We start from the raw sequence: 17,614 nt of genomic DNA on the forward strand, positions 1-17,614 counted from the left end.
GGATGAAAGATAACATAATTAAAAGAAAAATCCGTTATCTATTAATTGTTATCCCTTAGGATTGACAATTAATAAATAACGGATAACAGCTTATCAATAAGATTAATCTAATTTCAAAACAGCCATGAATGCTTCTTGTGGAATTTCTACGTTTCCTACTTGACGCATACGTTTTTTACCTTTTTTCTGTTTCTCTAATAATTTTCTTTTACGAGAAATATCACCACCATAACATTTTGCAGTTACGTCTTTTCTTAACGCCTTCACTGTTTCACGAGCAATGATTTTTTGTCCGATAGCAGCTTGAATAGCAATGTCAAATTGTTGTCTTGGTAACAATTCACGCAATTTTTCACAAAGACGTTTACCCCATTCATAAGCTTTATCGCGGTGAACGATGGCAGAAAGTGCATCTACTTTTTCACCATTCAGCATCACGTCTAGCTTCACCATTTCGCCTTCTTCATAGCCTTTGTATTCATAATCCAAAGAAGCATAACCACGAGAAATAGTCTTTAATTTATCAAAGAAATCGAATACAACTTCTGAAAGTGGTAAGTCGAATTGCAATTCTACACGGTCGGAAGTAAGGTAAATTTGGTTTGAAAGAACTCCTCGTTTATCCAAACACAATTTCATGATACCACCTACATAATCAGATTTAGTAATGATTTGTGCTTTAATGATTGGCTCTTCAACATGGTCAATCAAGTTAGGCTCAGGGAGTTCTGATGGAGCAGATACCCATAACTCATCACCATTTGTTAATTTAACATTGAATTTCACCGAAGGAACGGTAGTAATTACGGTCATGTTAAATTCACGCTCTAAACGTTCTTGGACAATCTCCATGTGTAGCATTCCTAGAAAACCACAACGGAAACCAAAGCCTAAGGCCATAGATGTTTCTGGTTCCCATACTAAGGAAGCATCGTTTAATTGAAGTTTGCCCATTGCATCACGCAAATCTTCAAATTCAGTAGTCTCAACAGGATAAATACCTGCGAAAACCATTGGCTTTACTTCTTCAAAACCATGAATAGATTCTTTACAAGGACGGTCACGGTGAGTAATCGTATCACCAACTTTTACTTCTTTGGCTTCTTTGATACCAGAAATTAAATATCCTACGTCACCAGCCTTGATAGATAGTTTAGGTTCTTTTTCTAAACGAAGTGTACCAATTTCATCCGCAAAATATTCTTTGCCCGTAGCAATGAATTTTACTTTATCACCTTTTTTGATTTCTCCGTTAAATACTCTAAACATTACTTCAATACCACGGTATGAATTAAACTCAGAGTCGAATATTAACGCTTGAAGTTCAGCGGCAGGGTCACCTTTAGGAGCAGGGATTCTTTCGACTACGGCAACCAAAATATCTTCGATACCAATACCTTCTTTACCAGAAGCATGGATGATTGAATCGCGGTCACAGCCTAATAAATCTACAATTTGGTCTTTTACCTCCTCAGGCATTGCCCCTGGTAAGTCAATTTTATTTAATACAGGAATAATCTCTAAGTCATGCCCTAATGCCAAGAAAAGATTCGAGATAGTCTGAGCTTCAATTCCTTGGGCAGCATCCACAATAAGCAAAGCACCCTCACAAGCAGCAATTGATCGTGAAACTTCATAAGAAAAATCCACATGACCAGGTGTATCAATCAAATTAAATACATATTCTTCTCCTTTATAAGGGAAATTCATTTGTATCGCATGCGATTTGATTGTGATACCACGCTCACGCTCCAAGTCCATGTCATCCAGTAATTGAGCTTGCATATCCCGTTTTTGTACAGTATTTGTAAATTCAATTAATCTATCAGCGAGTGTACTCTTTCCGTGATCTATATGGGCAATAATACAAAAGTTACGAATGTTTTTCACGTTATTTATTTTACGGTATTGATTTATTTCATGATGCTGTATAACTTACTCGCCGTAATACAGGTTTTGCTTATACATTTTACAAAATTACGTCCTTAACTTTGAAAAAGATAATAACTAATTAGAAAAGAGATAAGAATAAAACTTGTTTAAGTATTTTTTATCTAAATAAATCAAAAAAGTCATTAAAACTTAAACCGCCATGAAGATTACTCCAGAAATTTCCCCTCTGGTGGAATACCTCAATAAGTTTGTGGTACTCTCTGAAAGGGAAGTAAAATCATTTTTGAGTAAAGTGCAGTACAAAACTTGCAAGAAAGGAGACATCCTGCTTAAAGAAGGAGATGTATGTAATGAAATTTATTTCATTTTACAGGGAACACTAAGGGCTTATACTAAAGTTACTGGTGAACACAACAGAACCTTCAATTTCGCCTTTGATGGAACTATATTTACCGAGCAAGTGAGTTTTGCATTACAACAACCTTCGACAGACTATCTAGATGCCTTAGAAGATTGTAAGTTATTGTATATTACTTATGAACGGCTAACATGGCTTTTTGAAAAATTCCATGGTTGGGAGCGTGCAGGGAGAATTATCAACCAAATATATTTTTGTGATGAAAGAAATAGAGTACGTTCTTTTATGCTCGATGACGCCACATTGCGCTATAAAAAACTACTTATTGAATTCCCTGCAGTTGAAAAGAAGATTCCTCAACATATCATTGCTTCTTATCTAAACATTACCCCACAGTCGTTGAGTAGATTAAAAAAAGTGCTTTAGCTTGTTGAGTTGTGAATGGTGAGTTATGAGTCTTGAGTTATCATTGCCTGAAATTGATTACCCTCCACGGTAATAAACTTATGGGAAAATCAAATAGAGTGTGTAGGTTTTATGAAAGAGTAAGTACTTTTTTAACTCAAAACTCATCACTCACAACCCAAAATTAAGAAACCACCCACTGCATCATTAATCCTGTTAAATAACCACAATAAGTACCTAGTGCATACCCTAGAATAGCAAGTAAGACACCTACTGATGCCAGAGAGGGGTGAAAAGCTGCTGCCACTACCGAAGCAGAAGCTGCCCCGCCTACATTAGCTTGTGAACCAACTGCTGTAAAAAAGTAGGGTGCTTTGGTAAGATATGCAGCAATCACTGTGAAGCTAGCATGAAACAACATCCAGATAATGCCTACTAGAAAAAGCTGTGGTTTTTCTAAAGCAGCAAAGATGTTCATTTTCATGCCAATAGTGGCGATTAAAATAAATAAGAATATCGACCCAAATTTAGAAGCTCCTACATCCTCAATTTGCCTCGCTTTAGTTTGCGAGAGTATTAAACCAAAGATTGTCACTAAGGAAATAACCCAGAATGAAGAGGAGGTAAGGCTGAATTTTTTAAGTGCTGGGTAATTGTTTTCTATAGAAGGGACTATTATGTCCGCACAAGCATGCGCTACTGCTGTAGCACCAAAACCAATAAATAATATTAAAAGTATATCATGTACCGTTGGATTTCTAGCATTTTCTTTGGCTCTGTTTTCAATTTTTATTCGTACATCATTTACTGCACGAGTATCTGCCCGGAACCATTTGTCGATTTTAGTTGCGTGTCCTACACCATATAGCAATAATGCCAACCAAAGCTCGGCTGTAAGTACATCAATGGCAATTGCCTGAGAAAATATTTCGGCAGGCGGATTAAATACTTCTCTTAATGCCGTTTGATTGGCACTTCCGCCAATCCAACTTCCTGCTATAGTAGCTAGTCCTCTCCAAGTGTCACCTGCTACCGTTTCAGGACTAATCATTTTGACTATCCAAAGCGAAGCTGGTCCTCCAATCATTATACCCAAAGTACCTGCCAAAAAAACAATAATAGCTTTTCCACCTAATTGTTTTAGCGCATTAAAATCAATGCTGATGGTGAAATATAACAAACAAGCTGGGAGTAAATATTTGGAGGCTACATCGTATAATTTAGAGTGTTCACCATCAACAATATTAAAGGCATTTAGTAAACCCGGAACAAAATAACAAACCAAAATACTGGGAAAGAAAGTATAAAAGCGTTTCCAAAAACGATTTTCGAGGGATGAGGTATAAAAGGTAAAATAAATGATACCCAATAATAATCCGAAGATTACGGCATCGTTTGTAATAAATGTTTGTTGCATAATGAAGGTTGATAATATTCAACAAATTTAAGTTCTTTTCGTAATTTGCAAGATTATATTAGGATTTTAGGATAAAGGACTTTAAGATAATAGATTTTCAATTAAGTACTCAATGATAATGGTTTTGGTATATAAAAACTAAAAAATAGCTAAAATCTGAAAGCTGAAGCCCGAAAGCCGAAAGCCGAATTCATAAAACATCTCATGCAAAGCCCTAAATTTAAAATATATTCTTCTTCTGCAGGTTCGGGAAAAACCTATACTTTGGCAAAGGAGTACATCAAATTAGCTCTTAGAACTACTTCCCCTTTTTATTTCAATCATATTCTGGCGGTTACTTTTACCAATAAGGCCGCAGGTGAGATGAAAGAGAGAATCTTGAAATATCTTCATCAATTTGCGAGTGATGACCCACAAGACCAAGAGGATTCAAAAGGAATTTTTGAACAAATTTTAGATGAATTACAACAAGAAGGGATTGATATTGATGAAGAGGAATTACGAATCAGAGCTTCAAAGACTTTTAAGCATATTATCCATGAATATGCCAATTTTTCTGTTTCTACGATAGATTCCTTTGTTCAAAAAATAGTAGCAGCTTTTACGGAAGAATTGGATTTTCCATTCAACTTTGAGGTGAGCCTTGACTCGGAAGTATTGCTTGATGCAGCTGTAGAGCAATTATTACAAAAAGTAAATACCGAACATTTCGAACAGATTACGTTGTCTATCAGAAGCTTTGCAATGGAAAAAGCAGATGAAGGCAAATCTTGGAATGGCTTGGCGGATGAATTGTCTATTTTTGGAAAAAGCCTTTTGTCTGATCAACACCAAGATGCTATCGACAAAATTGCGGATTTAGAAGCGGAGGATTTTTTATTGATAGAAGAACAGCTAAAAGCTTTCTGCGAACACCTTGAGACTAAGATTAAAACCATTGCTCAGATAGCATTAGAAAGTATTGCCTCAGCGGGATTAGATGTAATGGATTTTTATCAGAGTAGGTCGGGCGTAGGGATTTTTTTTAAGAAATTAGAAAGTGATGTTTTTACTTCGGCTAATTCTTATGTAAAAAAGGCAATTGATGAAAACCTTTGGTACTCAAAATCTCAAAAGACTGGCATTAAAGTTATCATTGATGGAATTGCTGATGAATTGGGGATTTACCTGAGTAGCGTTTTTACAATTCAAGAAACTGAGAGAGCAAAATATGTTCTTTTTAAAGAGATTCTTAAACAAACTAAAAAACTAGCTTTACTCAGTCAGCTAAAAAAAGAGATTACCTCTATTCAGAACGAAAGTGGGCAAATTCACATTTCAGAATTTAATAGGAAAATCTTTGAGATTGTAATGAAAGAACCCATCCCGTTTGTTTACGAGCGACTGGGCGAAAAATATAACCACATCCTGATTGATGAATTTCAGGATACTTCTACGCTACAATGGCATAATTTCTTGCCTTTGGTTGAAAACTCTTTGGCCAATGGGCATTTTAATTTAGCTGTGGGCGATGCCAAGCAGTCTATCTATCGTTTCAGAGGAGGCGAAATGGAATTGATTGTGCATTTGCACAAAGACAATCTAGAAAGATTGATAATAGGAAATGAAGACAATGATTTTTTGGTGGAAAGATACGCCAGTATTCGTCCATACCTAAAACCTGAAAACCTAAGTACCAATTATAGAAGTACACAGGAAGTAATTACGTTTAATAACGACTTGTTTAACTTCATTAAGGCATCTCCCGAAAATGAAAGCATTGCACCATCACTACCAATGGTCTATGATGAATTCTTTGCACAGCAAGTGCCAGCTAATCCCAAAACGGGCGGGCATGTAGAGATTGATTTTATGCAAGGAGAAAATGAAGATGAATTGATGTTCGAACGTATTATGGCATTGATTGAGGAAGCACGAGGGGCAGGATATAACTACGCAGACATCGCGGTACTGTGTAGGAAAAACAAGCATGGTAGAATTATCGCCAATGCCTTGAAAGATGCTAATATTGATGTAATTTCCTCAGATTCACTTAATTTAAATGCTTCAGAGGCGGTTAATTTAGTTGTTTCTTTGATGAAAGTGATTCAAAATCCTGATAATACTTTATCGAAATATGAGGCCATTTATTTATTCTACCGGGTAGTGTTGAACAAAATTCCTGATACAGACGATAATCAAATTATCAAGCAATCTATTGAATCGGGGGATATTGCTTTGTTTTATCAATTGATTGAAAATCAAGGATATTCCTTAGAGTCTTTTGCTTTGCAACAAATGGCTTTGTATGAAATTGCTGAGAAAATTATCAATACTTTCTTCCTTTTTGAGCATCATAAAGCCTTAGATTTTCTCTTTAGGTTCTTGGATGTAATTCTGGAATTTCAGACTAAAAAGAGTACACACCTTACCGATTTTTTACAGTTTTGGGAAATAAAAAAGGAAACACTTTCTATCTCTACCCCCGAAGGACAAGCGGCCGTGACTGTAATGAGTATCCACAAATCTAAAGGACTTGAGTTCCCTGTCGTAATCATTCCTTATTGTAATTGGAGTACTGATACTAACTTGAGAACACAGATTTGGGCAGATTTACCAGAGGAGGATGAATTGATTGTTGTTAGCGGTTCCGCACAAAAAACTTTAAAGAGTGCACCGCTGAGGATATCTAAGGCCTTAGAACAAACAGCTGTAGTAAATCAATATAAAGCCGAAAAAGAAAAAACCTTTTTAGAAAGCTTGAATATGCTGTATGTAGGGTTGACACGCCCCACTGATAGACTTTATTTGATTGTAAAGAAAAATGTGAAAGATTTCAGTAAAACAGTTGGAAATCAGCTATATCAATTTGTCAATTGTCCGTTTATTGAGGAAGGAGAGAATCATTTTGAGGTTGTTTATCAAGGAACAAATAAGCCCATAAAAGCTAAGAAAGAAAAAAAGGAAGCGTTGATTGAAATTAGTGCAATCACCAGTTTTGAACGGAGCAATAAAGTCAGGCTACGACAAAGTGCTGAACGTCTTTTTGACTTAAAAACCTTCGAGAAAAGTAAAGATTATGGCAATAAGGTCCATGCAGCCTTTGCCAAAATAAAAACGTATCATGATACTGATTATGCCCTACAAGAAATTCTTAGAGAGGGATTGATTGTCGCTTCGGAAATTGAAGGGCTAAAGCGGACCTTGGAAAATATCATGAGTTTACCCAATATCAAGCCACTTTTTGAGGTAGCCGAAGAATCTATCAAGAATGAAAGGGAGATATTAATGCCTAAAGGCAAGCCTCTTCGTCCTGATAGAGTGGTAAGACTAAAAGATAAAATTGTGATTTTGGATTATAAAACAGGCTCAAAATCTGAGTCTCATAAAACCCAAGTACGACAATACATGAATATTTACCGAGAGATGGGGCATATTAATGTAGAAGGAATATTGGTGTATTTGGAAGAAAAAGCCAAAGACGAACAAGTAGTGGAGGTCTTTTGAAAAGATTAACTTCACAATGTTTTATCGCTAGACAGGGACTTAAGTCCCTGCCTAAGAATGAAGAAGAGAAGTGAAAAAAAATGATTTAACTACTAAATCTGTAGTGTAAATGCGTTATACTTATTATATTTGCTCAATATAATTTCTTATTGACGTTATACGTTCATCAATAATTTAAACTAAAATTCCTCTTCATGAAAAAACTATTTTTCACAGTTTTATGTGCATTGCCTTTATTAACAAATGCACAAAGCCCTGCAAAACCTACTATTCAAGTAAAAGGTACAATTAAAAATGTTAAAGATACTATCGATATCGTATATGCCACTTATGCAGCGAATGGCAAAAGAGTAACGGATAGTTCGTTGGTTGCTAAAGGAGCATATTCGTTCAAATTGTCTTTGACAGACCCTACTAGGGTACAATTTACGGCAAAAAATACAGCCAATAAAAAAGCCAAATTTACGCAAAGAAATACAGCAGCTATTTTCCTTGAGCCGGGTATTATTACTGTATCAAGTGTAGATTCGTTCTCAAATGTTATCGTGAAAGGTTCAAAATCACATATAGAGTTTGAAAAATTGAATCTTGCTTCAAAACCTTATGAAACTAAGTTAGAGGCACTTTATAAAAAATACTCAGAGTATTCAAAAAATAAAGAAAAAGCAGCGATGGATAGGGTAGAGGCTTCTATTGATTCATTGGATGAAATACAAAGAGAAAACGTATATGGTAGCTATATCAAGAAAAATCCAAATTCGCCACTAGCACTTTATTCATTAAAGACTTTTGCAGGATATGAAATCATTGTAGAAAAAGTAGAACCACTTTTTAATTTATTACCTGCCACTTTAAAGGCATCACCAGCTGGGGTTGAATTTAAAGAAAAAATTACGACAGCTAAACTTACGGGTATCGGAAGAGAAGCTTTAGATTTTACTCAAAATGATACATTGGGCGTACCTGTAAAACTATCTTCGTTGAGAGGTAAATACCTTTTAATCGACTTTTGGGCTAGCTGGTGTGGACCATGTAGAAGAGAAAACCCAAATGTGGTAAAAGTATTTAACGAGTTCAAAGACCAAGGTTTCCATATTATTGGTGTTTCTTTAGACCAACCAAATGCTAAAGAAAAATGGTTGAAAGCTATCCATGATGATAAATTGACATGGACTCAGGTTTCTGATTTACAGTTCTGGAATAATGAAGTAGCTAAATTATACGGTATTCAGGCAATTCCGCAAAACTTACTATTAGACCCTAACGGAAAAATCATTGCTAAAAACCTGAGAGGAGAAGCATTAGGCAAGAAATTAGAAGCCATCTTTAGCAAAGAAAATGCTAAAAAAGATGAAAAGCCTAAAGGTAAATAAACCTAAGGTATCCCAAACTTAAATTCATGAAAAAGCGGTCAAAATTAGTTTTTTGACCGCTTTTTTGATTTACGTATGCCTATTATAGTTCCGTTAGTAACATTATACTGCTGTTATCAATAGGGCTACCGATATATCGCTTCTATGAGTGTTATTATTAAAGGCATAAAAAAAGCCACTGCTGATGCAGTGGCTTTAGTATTATCAATGTTATATGACCCTTTTTAGTTCTTCAATAGATTATCCAACTGAACCTTCAAGTGATACTGCAAGAAGTTTTTGAGCTTCTACCGCAAATTCCATTGGCAATTGGTTTAATACTTCTTTGGCATAACCGTTTACAATTAAGGCTACGGCAGCTTCAGTAGAAATACCACGTTGGTTACAATAGAACAATTGGTCTTCACCAATTTTAGAAGTAGTCGCTTCGTGTTCAACGGTAGCAGTTTTGTTCTTAACTTCAATGTATGGGAAAGTATGTGCTCCACAACGGTCGCCCATCAATAGAGAATCACATTGAGAGAAGTTACGAGCATTATCTGCACGTTTCATTACCTCCACTAATCCACGATACGAGTTATGAGATTTACCAGCCGAAATACCTTTTGATACAATTCTTGATTTGGTGTTTTTACCAATATGAATCATTTTCGTACCAGTATCCGCTTGTTGCATATTATTCGTAACAGCTACTGAATAAAATTCACCAATAGAATTATCCCCTTTTAAAATGACAGAAGGATATTTCCATGTAATAGCTGAACCAGTTTCTACTTGTGTCCAAGAAATCTTAGAATTTGCACCATCGCAAATACCACGTTTGGTTACGAAGTTGTAAATACCTCCTTTACCTTCTTTATCACCAGGATACCAGTTTTGTACCGTAGAATATTTTACTTCTGCATCTTCATGTGCAAAAATTTCAACTACCGCTGCGTGTAATTGATTTTCGTCACGTTGTGGAGCGGTACAACCTTCTAGGTAACTAACATAAGAACCTGCATCTGCTACGATTAAAGTACGTTCGAACTGACCAGTACCAGCAGCATTAATACGGAAATACGTAGAAAGCTCCATTGGGCAACGAACACCTTTAGGAATATAACAGAATGAACCATCCGTAAATACAGCGGCATTTAAGGCAGAAAAGAAATTATCTTTTACTGGCACTACAGAACCTAAGTATTTTTTGATTAATTCAGGGTGGTCTTGAATCGCTTCAGACATCGAGCAGAAAATGATGCCTCTTTTCGCTAAATCGGCTTTAAAAGTAGTAGCTACTGAAACCGAGTCGATTACGGCATCTACTGCAACATTCGATAAACGTTTTTGTTCGTTTAATGAAATACCTAATTTTTCAAAAGTAGCACGCAACTCTGGATCAATATCATCTAAAGATTCCAATACTTTAGCTTGCTTTGGAGCTGAATAATATTTAATTGACTGATAGTCAACAGGAGTATAATGCACGTTAGACCATTTCGGTTCTTCCATTGTTAACCAAGTACGATAAGCACTTAGTCTCAAATTAAGCATCCATTCTGGTTCATTTTTCTTTACTGAAATCAATCTGATTACGTCTTCGCTCAAACCTGCTGGCACTTCGTCTGTTTCGAAGTGACTTTCAAAACCATACTTGTATTCGGAGGAGGTTACCTCCTCTAATATATCAATTTCTTCTTTTGCCATTGCTGTAGGTAGTAATTATCCTACAAAAATAAGCCAAAAAATCGAAGAAAAGTTCGCCTCTTTAGAATTTTTCTAAAAAGGCTTTTATATATTTTTGATTATTTATGCTTAATGGCTATCCTTTATAGCTAAAAGGGACAGAACGGTTGATACTTTCCTCTAAAGAAATAAAGGTTTCTGTTCGTTGTATTCCCTGTACTTTTTGAATTTTATCATGTAATACCTCTCTAAGGTGTACAGTATCTCTACAAACAATTTTTGCAAAAATAGAATAAATACCTGTAGTGTAATTTATACTTACAACCTCTGGTATTTTAATCAATTGCTCGGCTACTTCGGCATATAATGAACTCTTGTCTAAATAAATACCTAGGAAAGCAGCAATGTCCCATCCCAATTTGGTATGGTCAATCACCAATTGTGAACCCTTTACGATACCAGCCTGTTCCATTTTCCCCATCCTTACATGGACGGTTCCACCAGAAACATTGATTTTTTTGCCAATTTCTGTGTAAGGCATAGTGGCATCTTGCATCAAAAGACCTAAAATTTTTAAATCAGTTTCGTCGATTTCGACATTCTTTTCCATAGCTTAAGTATTTAGACTCAAATAAAATTTAAAATTTCATAAAAAACAATACTTTCAAAAAGAAATTATTAACATATTTTAAATAAATCACTACAATAATTGAATAGAATGTAAATTTTAAGTTTTTTTTATGTAAAATTTGTAAAACATTAAAAAGGTATATAACTTTGCATTGTCAAGTTGAAAGAAACACATGACAACCACACTGTAGGGTGATGAAATTTGGCAGACGTACCCTCCTGTCTCGGGGGTGGTGAACATGAAATAAAGTAAGTGTAATGCCCATCGCAAGATGGACTGGGGTTGACCACCAGACTTTGTACTTTACCTAATCACACCGTGGAGGTTCGAATCCTTCTCCTACAGCCAATTATTTGATATATTTTGAGGATAAATTTTTGTCAAAGCACAATTTTATTGTTACCTTTATTCTCAAATTATCAGATTGACTACAAGATATCAAGTAGTTTTATTTGGTTTTTAGTTTGTTGATGAAGTGTAATTCAAAAAAGCAGTCTTTGTAAGTCTGCTTTTTTTGTTTTCAAGCTATTTCAATAAAAAATCCGTAGCATTTCTCAATACTACGGATTTTTTATGTAAGTATTTACACTTAGATAATATTTTTATTTACTCCAATACTCCCACCTTTAAATAACTAGCCGCCGCTTTCTGGTGATATACCTTTTGTGTAGCATTTTGGTAGTCACTCGGTTCAGCTTTAAAAATATCCATGAATTTCTGAGGGTTTCTATCAGCCCAAGGAAAGCATGAACTTTGGATTTGCACCATTATTTTGTGCCCCTTTTTAAAAGTATGTAATACATCCTGTAACTCTACCTTTACATTAGTTACTTGATTAGGAACAAAAGGCTTCGGTTTCGAAACATTATCACGATATTTCCCTCTAATAATTTCAGAACGCACTAACTGCTGGTAGTTTCCATAGACTACATTAGGTTTTTTCGGATTTTCTGGTGCATCTGTTGGGTACACATCAATTACTTTTACGACCCAGTCGGCATCAGTACCCGTAGTAGATACTTTAAGCATCGCCTCAATTTGTCCAGAAAGTGTAATGTCTTTTTCTAATACATTGGTAGAAAATGATAGAACGTCTGGTCGAGCATACGCAAAACGTTGGTCTTCCACCATATAACTAGCAGAAAAACCATCATTTATATTAGCCGAAAAAGGTACGGGGTGATTGGGGTCTGAAAGATAAGTCGACGATGATTTTTCTACAGTTGGAGCAGTAAATGATAATTTGCCATTAGGATGGAAATACAACAGTTTCTCTTGTGTCCCTTTAGCAGGATAGGTATCAAACGAACGCCATTTGTTAGTACCCGTTTCAAAAAGAGTAGCCTCTGGTAAATCAAGTGGTTTAGCATCATCAATCAAATAATGATGAAAGAACTTTGCCTCAATGTTTTCTTGGTAATAAGGCGATACCTTCGAACCAAAATCTACATCGGCTAGCATTTGTCCAGATGAACCAGCCCAACCACCATGTACCCAAGGACCTACCACAAAAATATTTTTGATGTTTGGGTTTTGCTTTTCAATAGCCTTATAAGTATTGAAAGTACCGTATAAATCTTGTTCGTCGTACCAGCCACCTACTACCATCACGGCGTGTTTGATACCTTTTAGATGTGGTAGGATATTTCTTTTTTTCCAATGCTCATCATAGTCAGGGTGTTCAAAATTTTCATGGTAATATACATTGCGTCCTTTATAGAAACCATCTTCTGAATTTTTGGTCGTTTTTACCTCATTCAGATAAAAATCATATCCATCAGGATTGTTCGTTTCAAAATATACAGGTGGGCGAGTAGTAGTAGGTTTAGTTTGCTCTTGAAAGAAATTATAAAAACCAAAATTTGCCGCTATCATAAATGCTCCGTTATGGAAAGCATCATCACGCCAAAGGTCAGCCATAGGGGCTTGTGGAGAAGACGCCTTGAGGGCTGGATGTTCTGAAATAGCACCCGCAGAAGTGAAAAAGCCCGGATAAGAAATACCCCATTGCCCTACTTTGCCATTATTATTACTGATATTTTTGATAAGCCATTCTATGGTATCATAAGTATCAGACGACTCGTCGATGTCTGTTTTACCTTTCTTTATATCAACTTGAGGGGTCATTTCTACGAATTTGCCTTCCGAAGCCCACCGCCCTCTTACATCTTGATAAACAACGATGTAATTACTTCTTAGCATAAACGGATTTGGACCAATTCTTTTTTTGTATTTATCAGTACCATAGGGCGAGCAAGTATAGGGAGTTCTCTGCATCAAAATTGGATACTTTTTACTTTGGTCTTTTGGTGCATATACTTGGGTAAAAAGTTTGATTCCATCACGCATTTGAACCATAAATTCCATTTTTTGATAATTTTCACGGATATAGGCACTGTCTTGAGCAACGGTAAAGGGGTATGGAGAATCTGATTTTTGGGCGTAGCTAAAAGCAGGAATTAGCAATAGCCACAAGATAAGTTTTTTCATTATTAGACTTGTTGAGTAAGAAATATGAATGATTTATTGACAATTTACAGAAAAGCCGTCAAAAGCTAAACTGGATTCCGTAATTTTGCAGTCCGTTAACAATTTACCTAAATCAAAAACAATCAGTATTATTAAGTTTTAGGAAAAGTTAGCATTGTGGACTATAAATAACTGACAAGTGACTCAAAATTTAAGAATTGCCGTTCAGAAATCTGGACGCTTAAGTGAGGATTCCCTCAATCTTTTCAAAGAATGCGGAATCAAGTTTGATAATGGAGCAGGAAAGTTAAAAGCAACTTCTTCAAACTTCCCAGCAGAATTTTTGTTTCTTCGTGACGACGATATTCCCGGCTATGTGGAAGATGGCGTTGCTGATATCGGTATTGTCGGACAAAACGTTCATGTAGAGAGCAATAAGAATGTATCGGAAGTAAAACTATTAGGTTTTTCTAAATGCCGTTTATCAATTGCTATTCCGCGTGGAGATGAATACCAAGGCATTGAGGATTTAGAAGGGAAAGACATTGCAACGTCCTATCCAATCATTTTAGGAGGTTATCTCAAAGAACATGGTGTTACGTCACATATACATGAGATTTCAGGGTCTGTAGAAATTGCTCCAAGTATTGGTTTAGCACATGCAGTTTGTGATATTGTTTCATCTGGAGGTACATTGTTGAGCAATGGATTGAAAGAAGTAGAAGTAATATTCCGTTCAGAAGCAATCATGATTGGTTGTCCGACACTTTCAGCAGAAAAACAAGACATCCTTAATCAGATATTATTTAGAATTGACGCTGTTCAAAGAGCAAAGAATAATAAGTATGTTGTGTTGAACACTAAAAATGAGAATATAGAAGCTATCAGTAAATTATTACCCGGTATGCAGTCGCCATCTATTATTCCATTGGCACAAGCAGGTTGGTCGGCAATGAGTTCAGTAATTAACGAAAATGACTTTTGGCAAAATATCGAAAAACTCCGTGAAGCAGGTGCAGAAGGTATTTTAGTGATGCCGATTGAAAAAATGATTTATTAGTTTCCATGAAAATTATAAAATATCCCAAAGAGTCTGATTATCAAGCCTTACTTACGCGTCCAACACAGGATATTGCTGTGATTGAGCAGCGAGTAGCTCCCATTTTGTATAGAGTAAAAACCGAAGGTGACATTGCCCTTCGTGATTTTGCTTTGAATTTCGATAAAGTAAATCTAACATCTATAGAAATGCCTTCAGTGGAAATTGGAAAGGCTGCTGATTTACTTTCCGACGATTTAAAGCAAGCCATCCATCAGGCTTATCGTAATATTCATAAATTTCATGAGGCACAAAAAACGGCTCCTGAAAAGATTGAAACGATGGAGGGCGTTACTTGTTGGCGAAAAACAGTAGGCATAGATAAAGTTGGGGTATATATTCCTGGTGGCACAGCCCCATTGTTTTCAACAGTACTAATGTTGGGTATTCCTGCACAGATTGCAGGATGTAGAGAAGTGGTATTATGTACACCATCCAACCACCCAGCTATTTTATATGCTGCCTCGCTTTGTGGCATTACTAAAATTTATAGAATAGGAGGGGCGCAAGCCATTGCTGCCATGGCCTACGGAACAGAGTCAGTCCCAAAAGTGTATAAAATATTTGGTCCGGGTAATCAATATGTCACTGCTGCCAAAATGTTGGTGAACAAAGAAGGTATTGCTATAGACATGCCTGCTGGACCATCAGAAGTAGCGGTATATGCTGATGATACGGCTAATCCAGCGTTTGTAGCGGCAGATTTACTATCGCAAGCAGAACATGGGATAGATTCACAGGTATTGTTGGTTTCAACCTCTGAAAATATCATTAACGAAGTAAATAACGAGTTAACAAAACAGTTAGCAGTATTACCAAGAGCAGAATTTGCTTCGAAAGCCCTAGAAAACAGTCAAGCTATTTTGGTAGAAAACCAAGAGATTGCCCTCTCATTGTTGAATGAATATGCTGCCGAACACTTAATTTTATCGGTAGCCAATGCCGAAGAAGTATCAGAGAGTATCTATCAAGCGGGGTCTATTTTCTTAGGAAATTATACGCCCGAATCTGCTGGAGACTATGCTTCTGGCACAAACCATACCTTGCCGACCAACGGTTATGCGAAAGCGTATTCAGGCGTAAGTCTGGATAGCTTCGTGAAGAAAATCACGGTACAGCATATTACTCAGGCAGGCATTAAAAACCTCGGAAAAACAATTATTGAAATGGCTGAGGCAGAATCCTTGGATGCTCATGCCAATGCAGTAAAAATTAGAATGTAAATTATTTAAACTATGACATTTAACTTACAAAGTATCGTTCGTAAACATATTCTTAGTCTTGCTCCTTACTCTTCTGCGCGTGATGAATATACAGGTAAAGAAGGGATTTTTTTAGATGCCAACGAAAACCCAATAGGTTCGGCTACGCCCGAAAATTGGAACAGATACCCAGACCCTTATCAGTCTGCTATTAAAGAAAAATTAGCACCCATCAAAGGCTGTCGTCCTTCGCAAATATTCCTTGGAAATGGTTCTGATGAACCGATTGATTTGATTATTAGACTGACTTGCGAGCCAAAAGAAGATAACATCATCATACTGCCACCAACTTATGGGATGTATGAAGTGAGTGCTTCTGTGAACAATGTTCAGATTCAAAAGATTGATTTGACAGAGGATTATCAATTGGATGTTGATGCTATTATTGAAGCTATTAATCCAAAGACGAAATTAATCTTTATTTGTTCACCGAATAACCCGACGGGTAATATCATCAATCGTGAAGCTATTTTAACAATTATTGATAATTTCGAGCACGGCTTAGTAATCATAGACGAGGCCTATAATGATTTTGCTGACGAGCCTTCTTTTATTCCAGAATTAGATAGTTTCCCGAATGTAATGGTGCTCCAGACTTTCTCGAAAGCATGGGGACTGGCATCTTTGCGTTTAGGGATGGCTTTCGCAAATGAAGAGTTAATAAAGCTCTTGAACAAGATAAAGTATCCTTATAATATTAATGGACTTACACAAAAATTATTAATAGAGAATATTGCTAATACTGATTTTGTAACAAATTCCGTTAATACGCTGAATCATAACCGTAAGCTATTAGCAGATTCATTAGCTGAGCTGCCCATTGTCGAAAAGATTTTTCCATCTGATGCCAATTTCTTATTAGTGAAATTCCAAGATGCGAAGGCTGTATTTGATTACTTAATTGAGCAAAAGACGATTGTCCGCGACCGTTCAAAAGTGAAATTATGTGATAATTCTTTAAGAATTTCAGTAGGTACCACCGACGAGAATGCTCATTTGATGGGTCTTTTAAAAGCTTATAAATCATAAACTTATTTCTTATGAAAAAACATGCTTTAGCCTTTTTATTGATTTTAGTAAGTTTCACAGGCTTCTCACAATACAAAACGTGGGCAATAGGTGGAAAGCTAGGAGACCCCTCAGGTTTAACAGTGCGTCATTATTTAAATAATGATAGAAATGCAATAGAATTGAACGCAGGTGTGTATGGTGCACTTTGGGGACTAAGAAGCCCGTACAGAGATGGTGCTTTTGATGGAGCAGGTGTATCATTCAGTGGGCTTTATCTTTGGCATCAGCAACTGGGTAATACTGGTCTGAAAAGTTATTACGGTTTTGGTGGACAAATCACGTCACGCTCGTATACCTTGGATAATAAGCAAGTACCTAATACAGGCATTGGAGGCGTTGGAGAAGCAGGCATAGAGTATGGGATTCCAGACTCTCCTCTAACGATGTTTGGTGAATTAGGACTTTATATAGAACTCGTTCCTGCATTCTTTTACACACATCCGCAAGGAGGTTTTGGCATAAGATACAATTTCTAATAAAGT

The 17,614-nt window shown here is 36.2% G+C and carries 12 protein-coding genes; 7 read left to right on the forward strand and 5 right to left on the reverse strand.

The annotated features are described in order from the left end of the window. Positions 1 to 102: 102 nt before the first annotated feature. The gene (gene lepA / locus J2Y60_RS13730; RefSeq protein WP_309918645.1) at positions 103 to 1,890 is read right to left on the reverse strand and encodes a translation elongation factor 4; all 1,788 of its coding nucleotides are present in this window, start codon (positions 1,888 to 1,890) and stop codon (positions 103 to 105) included. Positions 1,891 to 2,092: 202 nt separating this feature from the next. On the opposite strand from lepA, the gene J2Y60_RS13735 reads away from it, so the two are divergent. After that, positions 2,093 to 2,677 (forward strand): cyclic nucleotide-binding domain-containing protein, encoded by a 585-nt coding sequence (locus J2Y60_RS13735; RefSeq protein WP_309918649.1) that lies wholly within the window; start codon positions 2,093 to 2,095, stop codon positions 2,675 to 2,677. Positions 2,678 to 2,840: 163 nt separating this feature from the next. On the opposite strand, the gene J2Y60_RS13740 is transcribed toward J2Y60_RS13735, so the two are convergent. Next, positions 2,841 to 4,073 carry a DUF819 family protein gene (locus J2Y60_RS13740; protein WP_309918652.1) on the reverse strand — a complete coding sequence of 411 codons (1,233 nt, stop codon included), beginning with the start codon at positions 4,071 to 4,073 and terminating at the stop codon, positions 2,841 to 2,843. 204 nt (positions 4,074 to 4,277) lie between these two features. Here J2Y60_RS13740 and J2Y60_RS13745 point away from each other — a divergent pair, with 204 nt between their 5' ends. Together J2Y60_RS13745 and J2Y60_RS13750 are read left to right on the forward strand one after the other, a co-directional pair. Continuing rightward, entirely contained in the window at positions 4,278 to 7,559 is a 3,282-nt protein-coding gene (locus tag J2Y60_RS13745; RefSeq protein ID WP_309918656.1) for a UvrD-helicase domain-containing protein, read from the forward strand. Between the two features lie 194 nt (positions 7,560 to 7,753). Beyond that, a complete protein-coding gene (locus J2Y60_RS13750; protein WP_309918659.1) occupies positions 7,754 to 8,932 on the forward strand; it encodes a TlpA disulfide reductase family protein in 1,179 nt (392 codons plus the stop codon). 240 nt (positions 8,933 to 9,172) lie between these two features. Here J2Y60_RS13750 and sufB read toward each other — a convergent pair whose 3' ends face one another. The 3 genes from sufB to J2Y60_RS13765 form a co-directional block, all read right to left on the reverse strand. After that, positions 9,173 to 10,621: a Fe-S cluster assembly protein SufB gene (gene sufB, locus J2Y60_RS13755; RefSeq protein WP_309918662.1), complete on the reverse strand. Its 1,449-nt coding sequence runs from the start codon at positions 10,619 to 10,621 to the stop codon at positions 9,173 to 9,175. A gap of 115 nt (positions 10,622 to 10,736) precedes the next feature. Beyond that, entirely contained in the window at positions 10,737 to 11,210 is a 474-nt protein-coding gene (locus tag J2Y60_RS13760) for an Lrp/AsnC ligand binding domain-containing protein (RefSeq protein WP_184133370.1), read from the reverse strand. Between the two features lie 627 nt (positions 11,211 to 11,837). Next, on the reverse strand, positions 11,838 to 13,721 hold the full coding sequence (locus J2Y60_RS13765; protein WP_309918665.1) for a CocE/NonD family hydrolase: 1,884 nt from the start codon (positions 13,719 to 13,721) through the stop codon (positions 11,838 to 11,840). Positions 13,722 to 13,899: 178 nt separating this feature from the next. Between J2Y60_RS13765 and hisG the strand changes: the two genes are divergently transcribed. From hisG to J2Y60_RS13785, 4 genes are read left to right on the forward strand one after another with little or no spacing between them, the layout of a single operon-like run. Further along, positions 13,900 to 14,760 carry an ATP phosphoribosyltransferase gene (gene hisG, locus J2Y60_RS13770; protein WP_309918670.1) on the forward strand — a complete coding sequence of 287 codons (861 nt, stop codon included), beginning with the start codon at positions 13,900 to 13,902 and terminating at the stop codon, positions 14,758 to 14,760. A gap of 5 nt (positions 14,761 to 14,765) precedes the next feature. Then, entirely contained in the window at positions 14,766 to 16,022 is a 1,257-nt protein-coding gene (gene hisD, locus J2Y60_RS13775) for a histidinol dehydrogenase (RefSeq protein WP_309918673.1), read from the forward strand. A 12-nt stretch (positions 16,023 to 16,034) separates the two neighbouring features. Beyond that, positions 16,035 to 17,090: a histidinol-phosphate transaminase gene (gene hisC / locus J2Y60_RS13780; protein ID WP_309918677.1), complete on the forward strand. Its 1,056-nt coding sequence runs from the start codon at positions 16,035 to 16,037 to the stop codon at positions 17,088 to 17,090. Between the two features lie 11 nt (positions 17,091 to 17,101). Further along, positions 17,102 to 17,608: a hypothetical protein gene (locus J2Y60_RS13785; RefSeq protein WP_309918680.1), complete on the forward strand. Its 507-nt coding sequence runs from the start codon at positions 17,102 to 17,104 to the stop codon at positions 17,606 to 17,608. The last annotated feature ends 6 nt before the right edge of the window (positions 17,609 to 17,614 follow it).

The sequence above is a fragment of the Arcicella sp. BE140 genome, from assembly GCF_031456255.1.
GTDB lineage: Bacteria > Bacteroidota > Bacteroidia > Cytophagales > Spirosomataceae > Arcicella > Arcicella aquatica.

Excerpts from the sequence above, each read along its gene's own strand:
- J2Y60_RS13735 (WP_309918649.1), top strand. The coding sequence starts at position 2,093 with ATGAAGATTACTCCAGAAATTTCCCCTCTGGTGGAATACCTCAATAAG.
- J2Y60_RS13740 (WP_309918652.1), bottom strand. The coding sequence starts at position 4,073 with ATGCAACAAACATTTATTACAAACGATGCCGTAATCTTCGGATTATTA.
- J2Y60_RS13745 (WP_309918656.1), top strand. The coding sequence starts at position 4,278 with ATGCAAAGCCCTAAATTTAAAATATATTCTTCTTCTGCAGGTTCGGGA.
- J2Y60_RS13750 (WP_309918659.1), top strand. The coding sequence starts at position 7,754 with ATGAAAAAACTATTTTTCACAGTTTTATGTGCATTGCCTTTATTAACA.
- sufB (WP_309918662.1), bottom strand. The coding sequence starts at position 10,621 with ATGGCAAAAGAAGAAATTGATATATTAGAGGAGGTAACCTCCTCCGAA.
- J2Y60_RS13760 (WP_184133370.1), bottom strand. The coding sequence starts at position 11,210 with ATGGAAAAGAATGTCGAAATCGACGAAACTGATTTAAAAATTTTAGGT.
- J2Y60_RS13765 (WP_309918665.1), bottom strand. The coding sequence starts at position 13,721 with ATGAAAAAACTTATCTTGTGGCTATTGCTAATTCCTGCTTTTAGCTAC.
- hisD (WP_309918673.1), top strand. The coding sequence starts at position 14,766 with ATGAAAATTATAAAATATCCCAAAGAGTCTGATTATCAAGCCTTACTT.
- hisC (WP_309918677.1), top strand. The coding sequence starts at position 16,035 with ATGACATTTAACTTACAAAGTATCGTTCGTAAACATATTCTTAGTCTT.
- J2Y60_RS13785 (WP_309918680.1), top strand. The coding sequence starts at position 17,102 with ATGAAAAAACATGCTTTAGCCTTTTTATTGATTTTAGTAAGTTTCACA.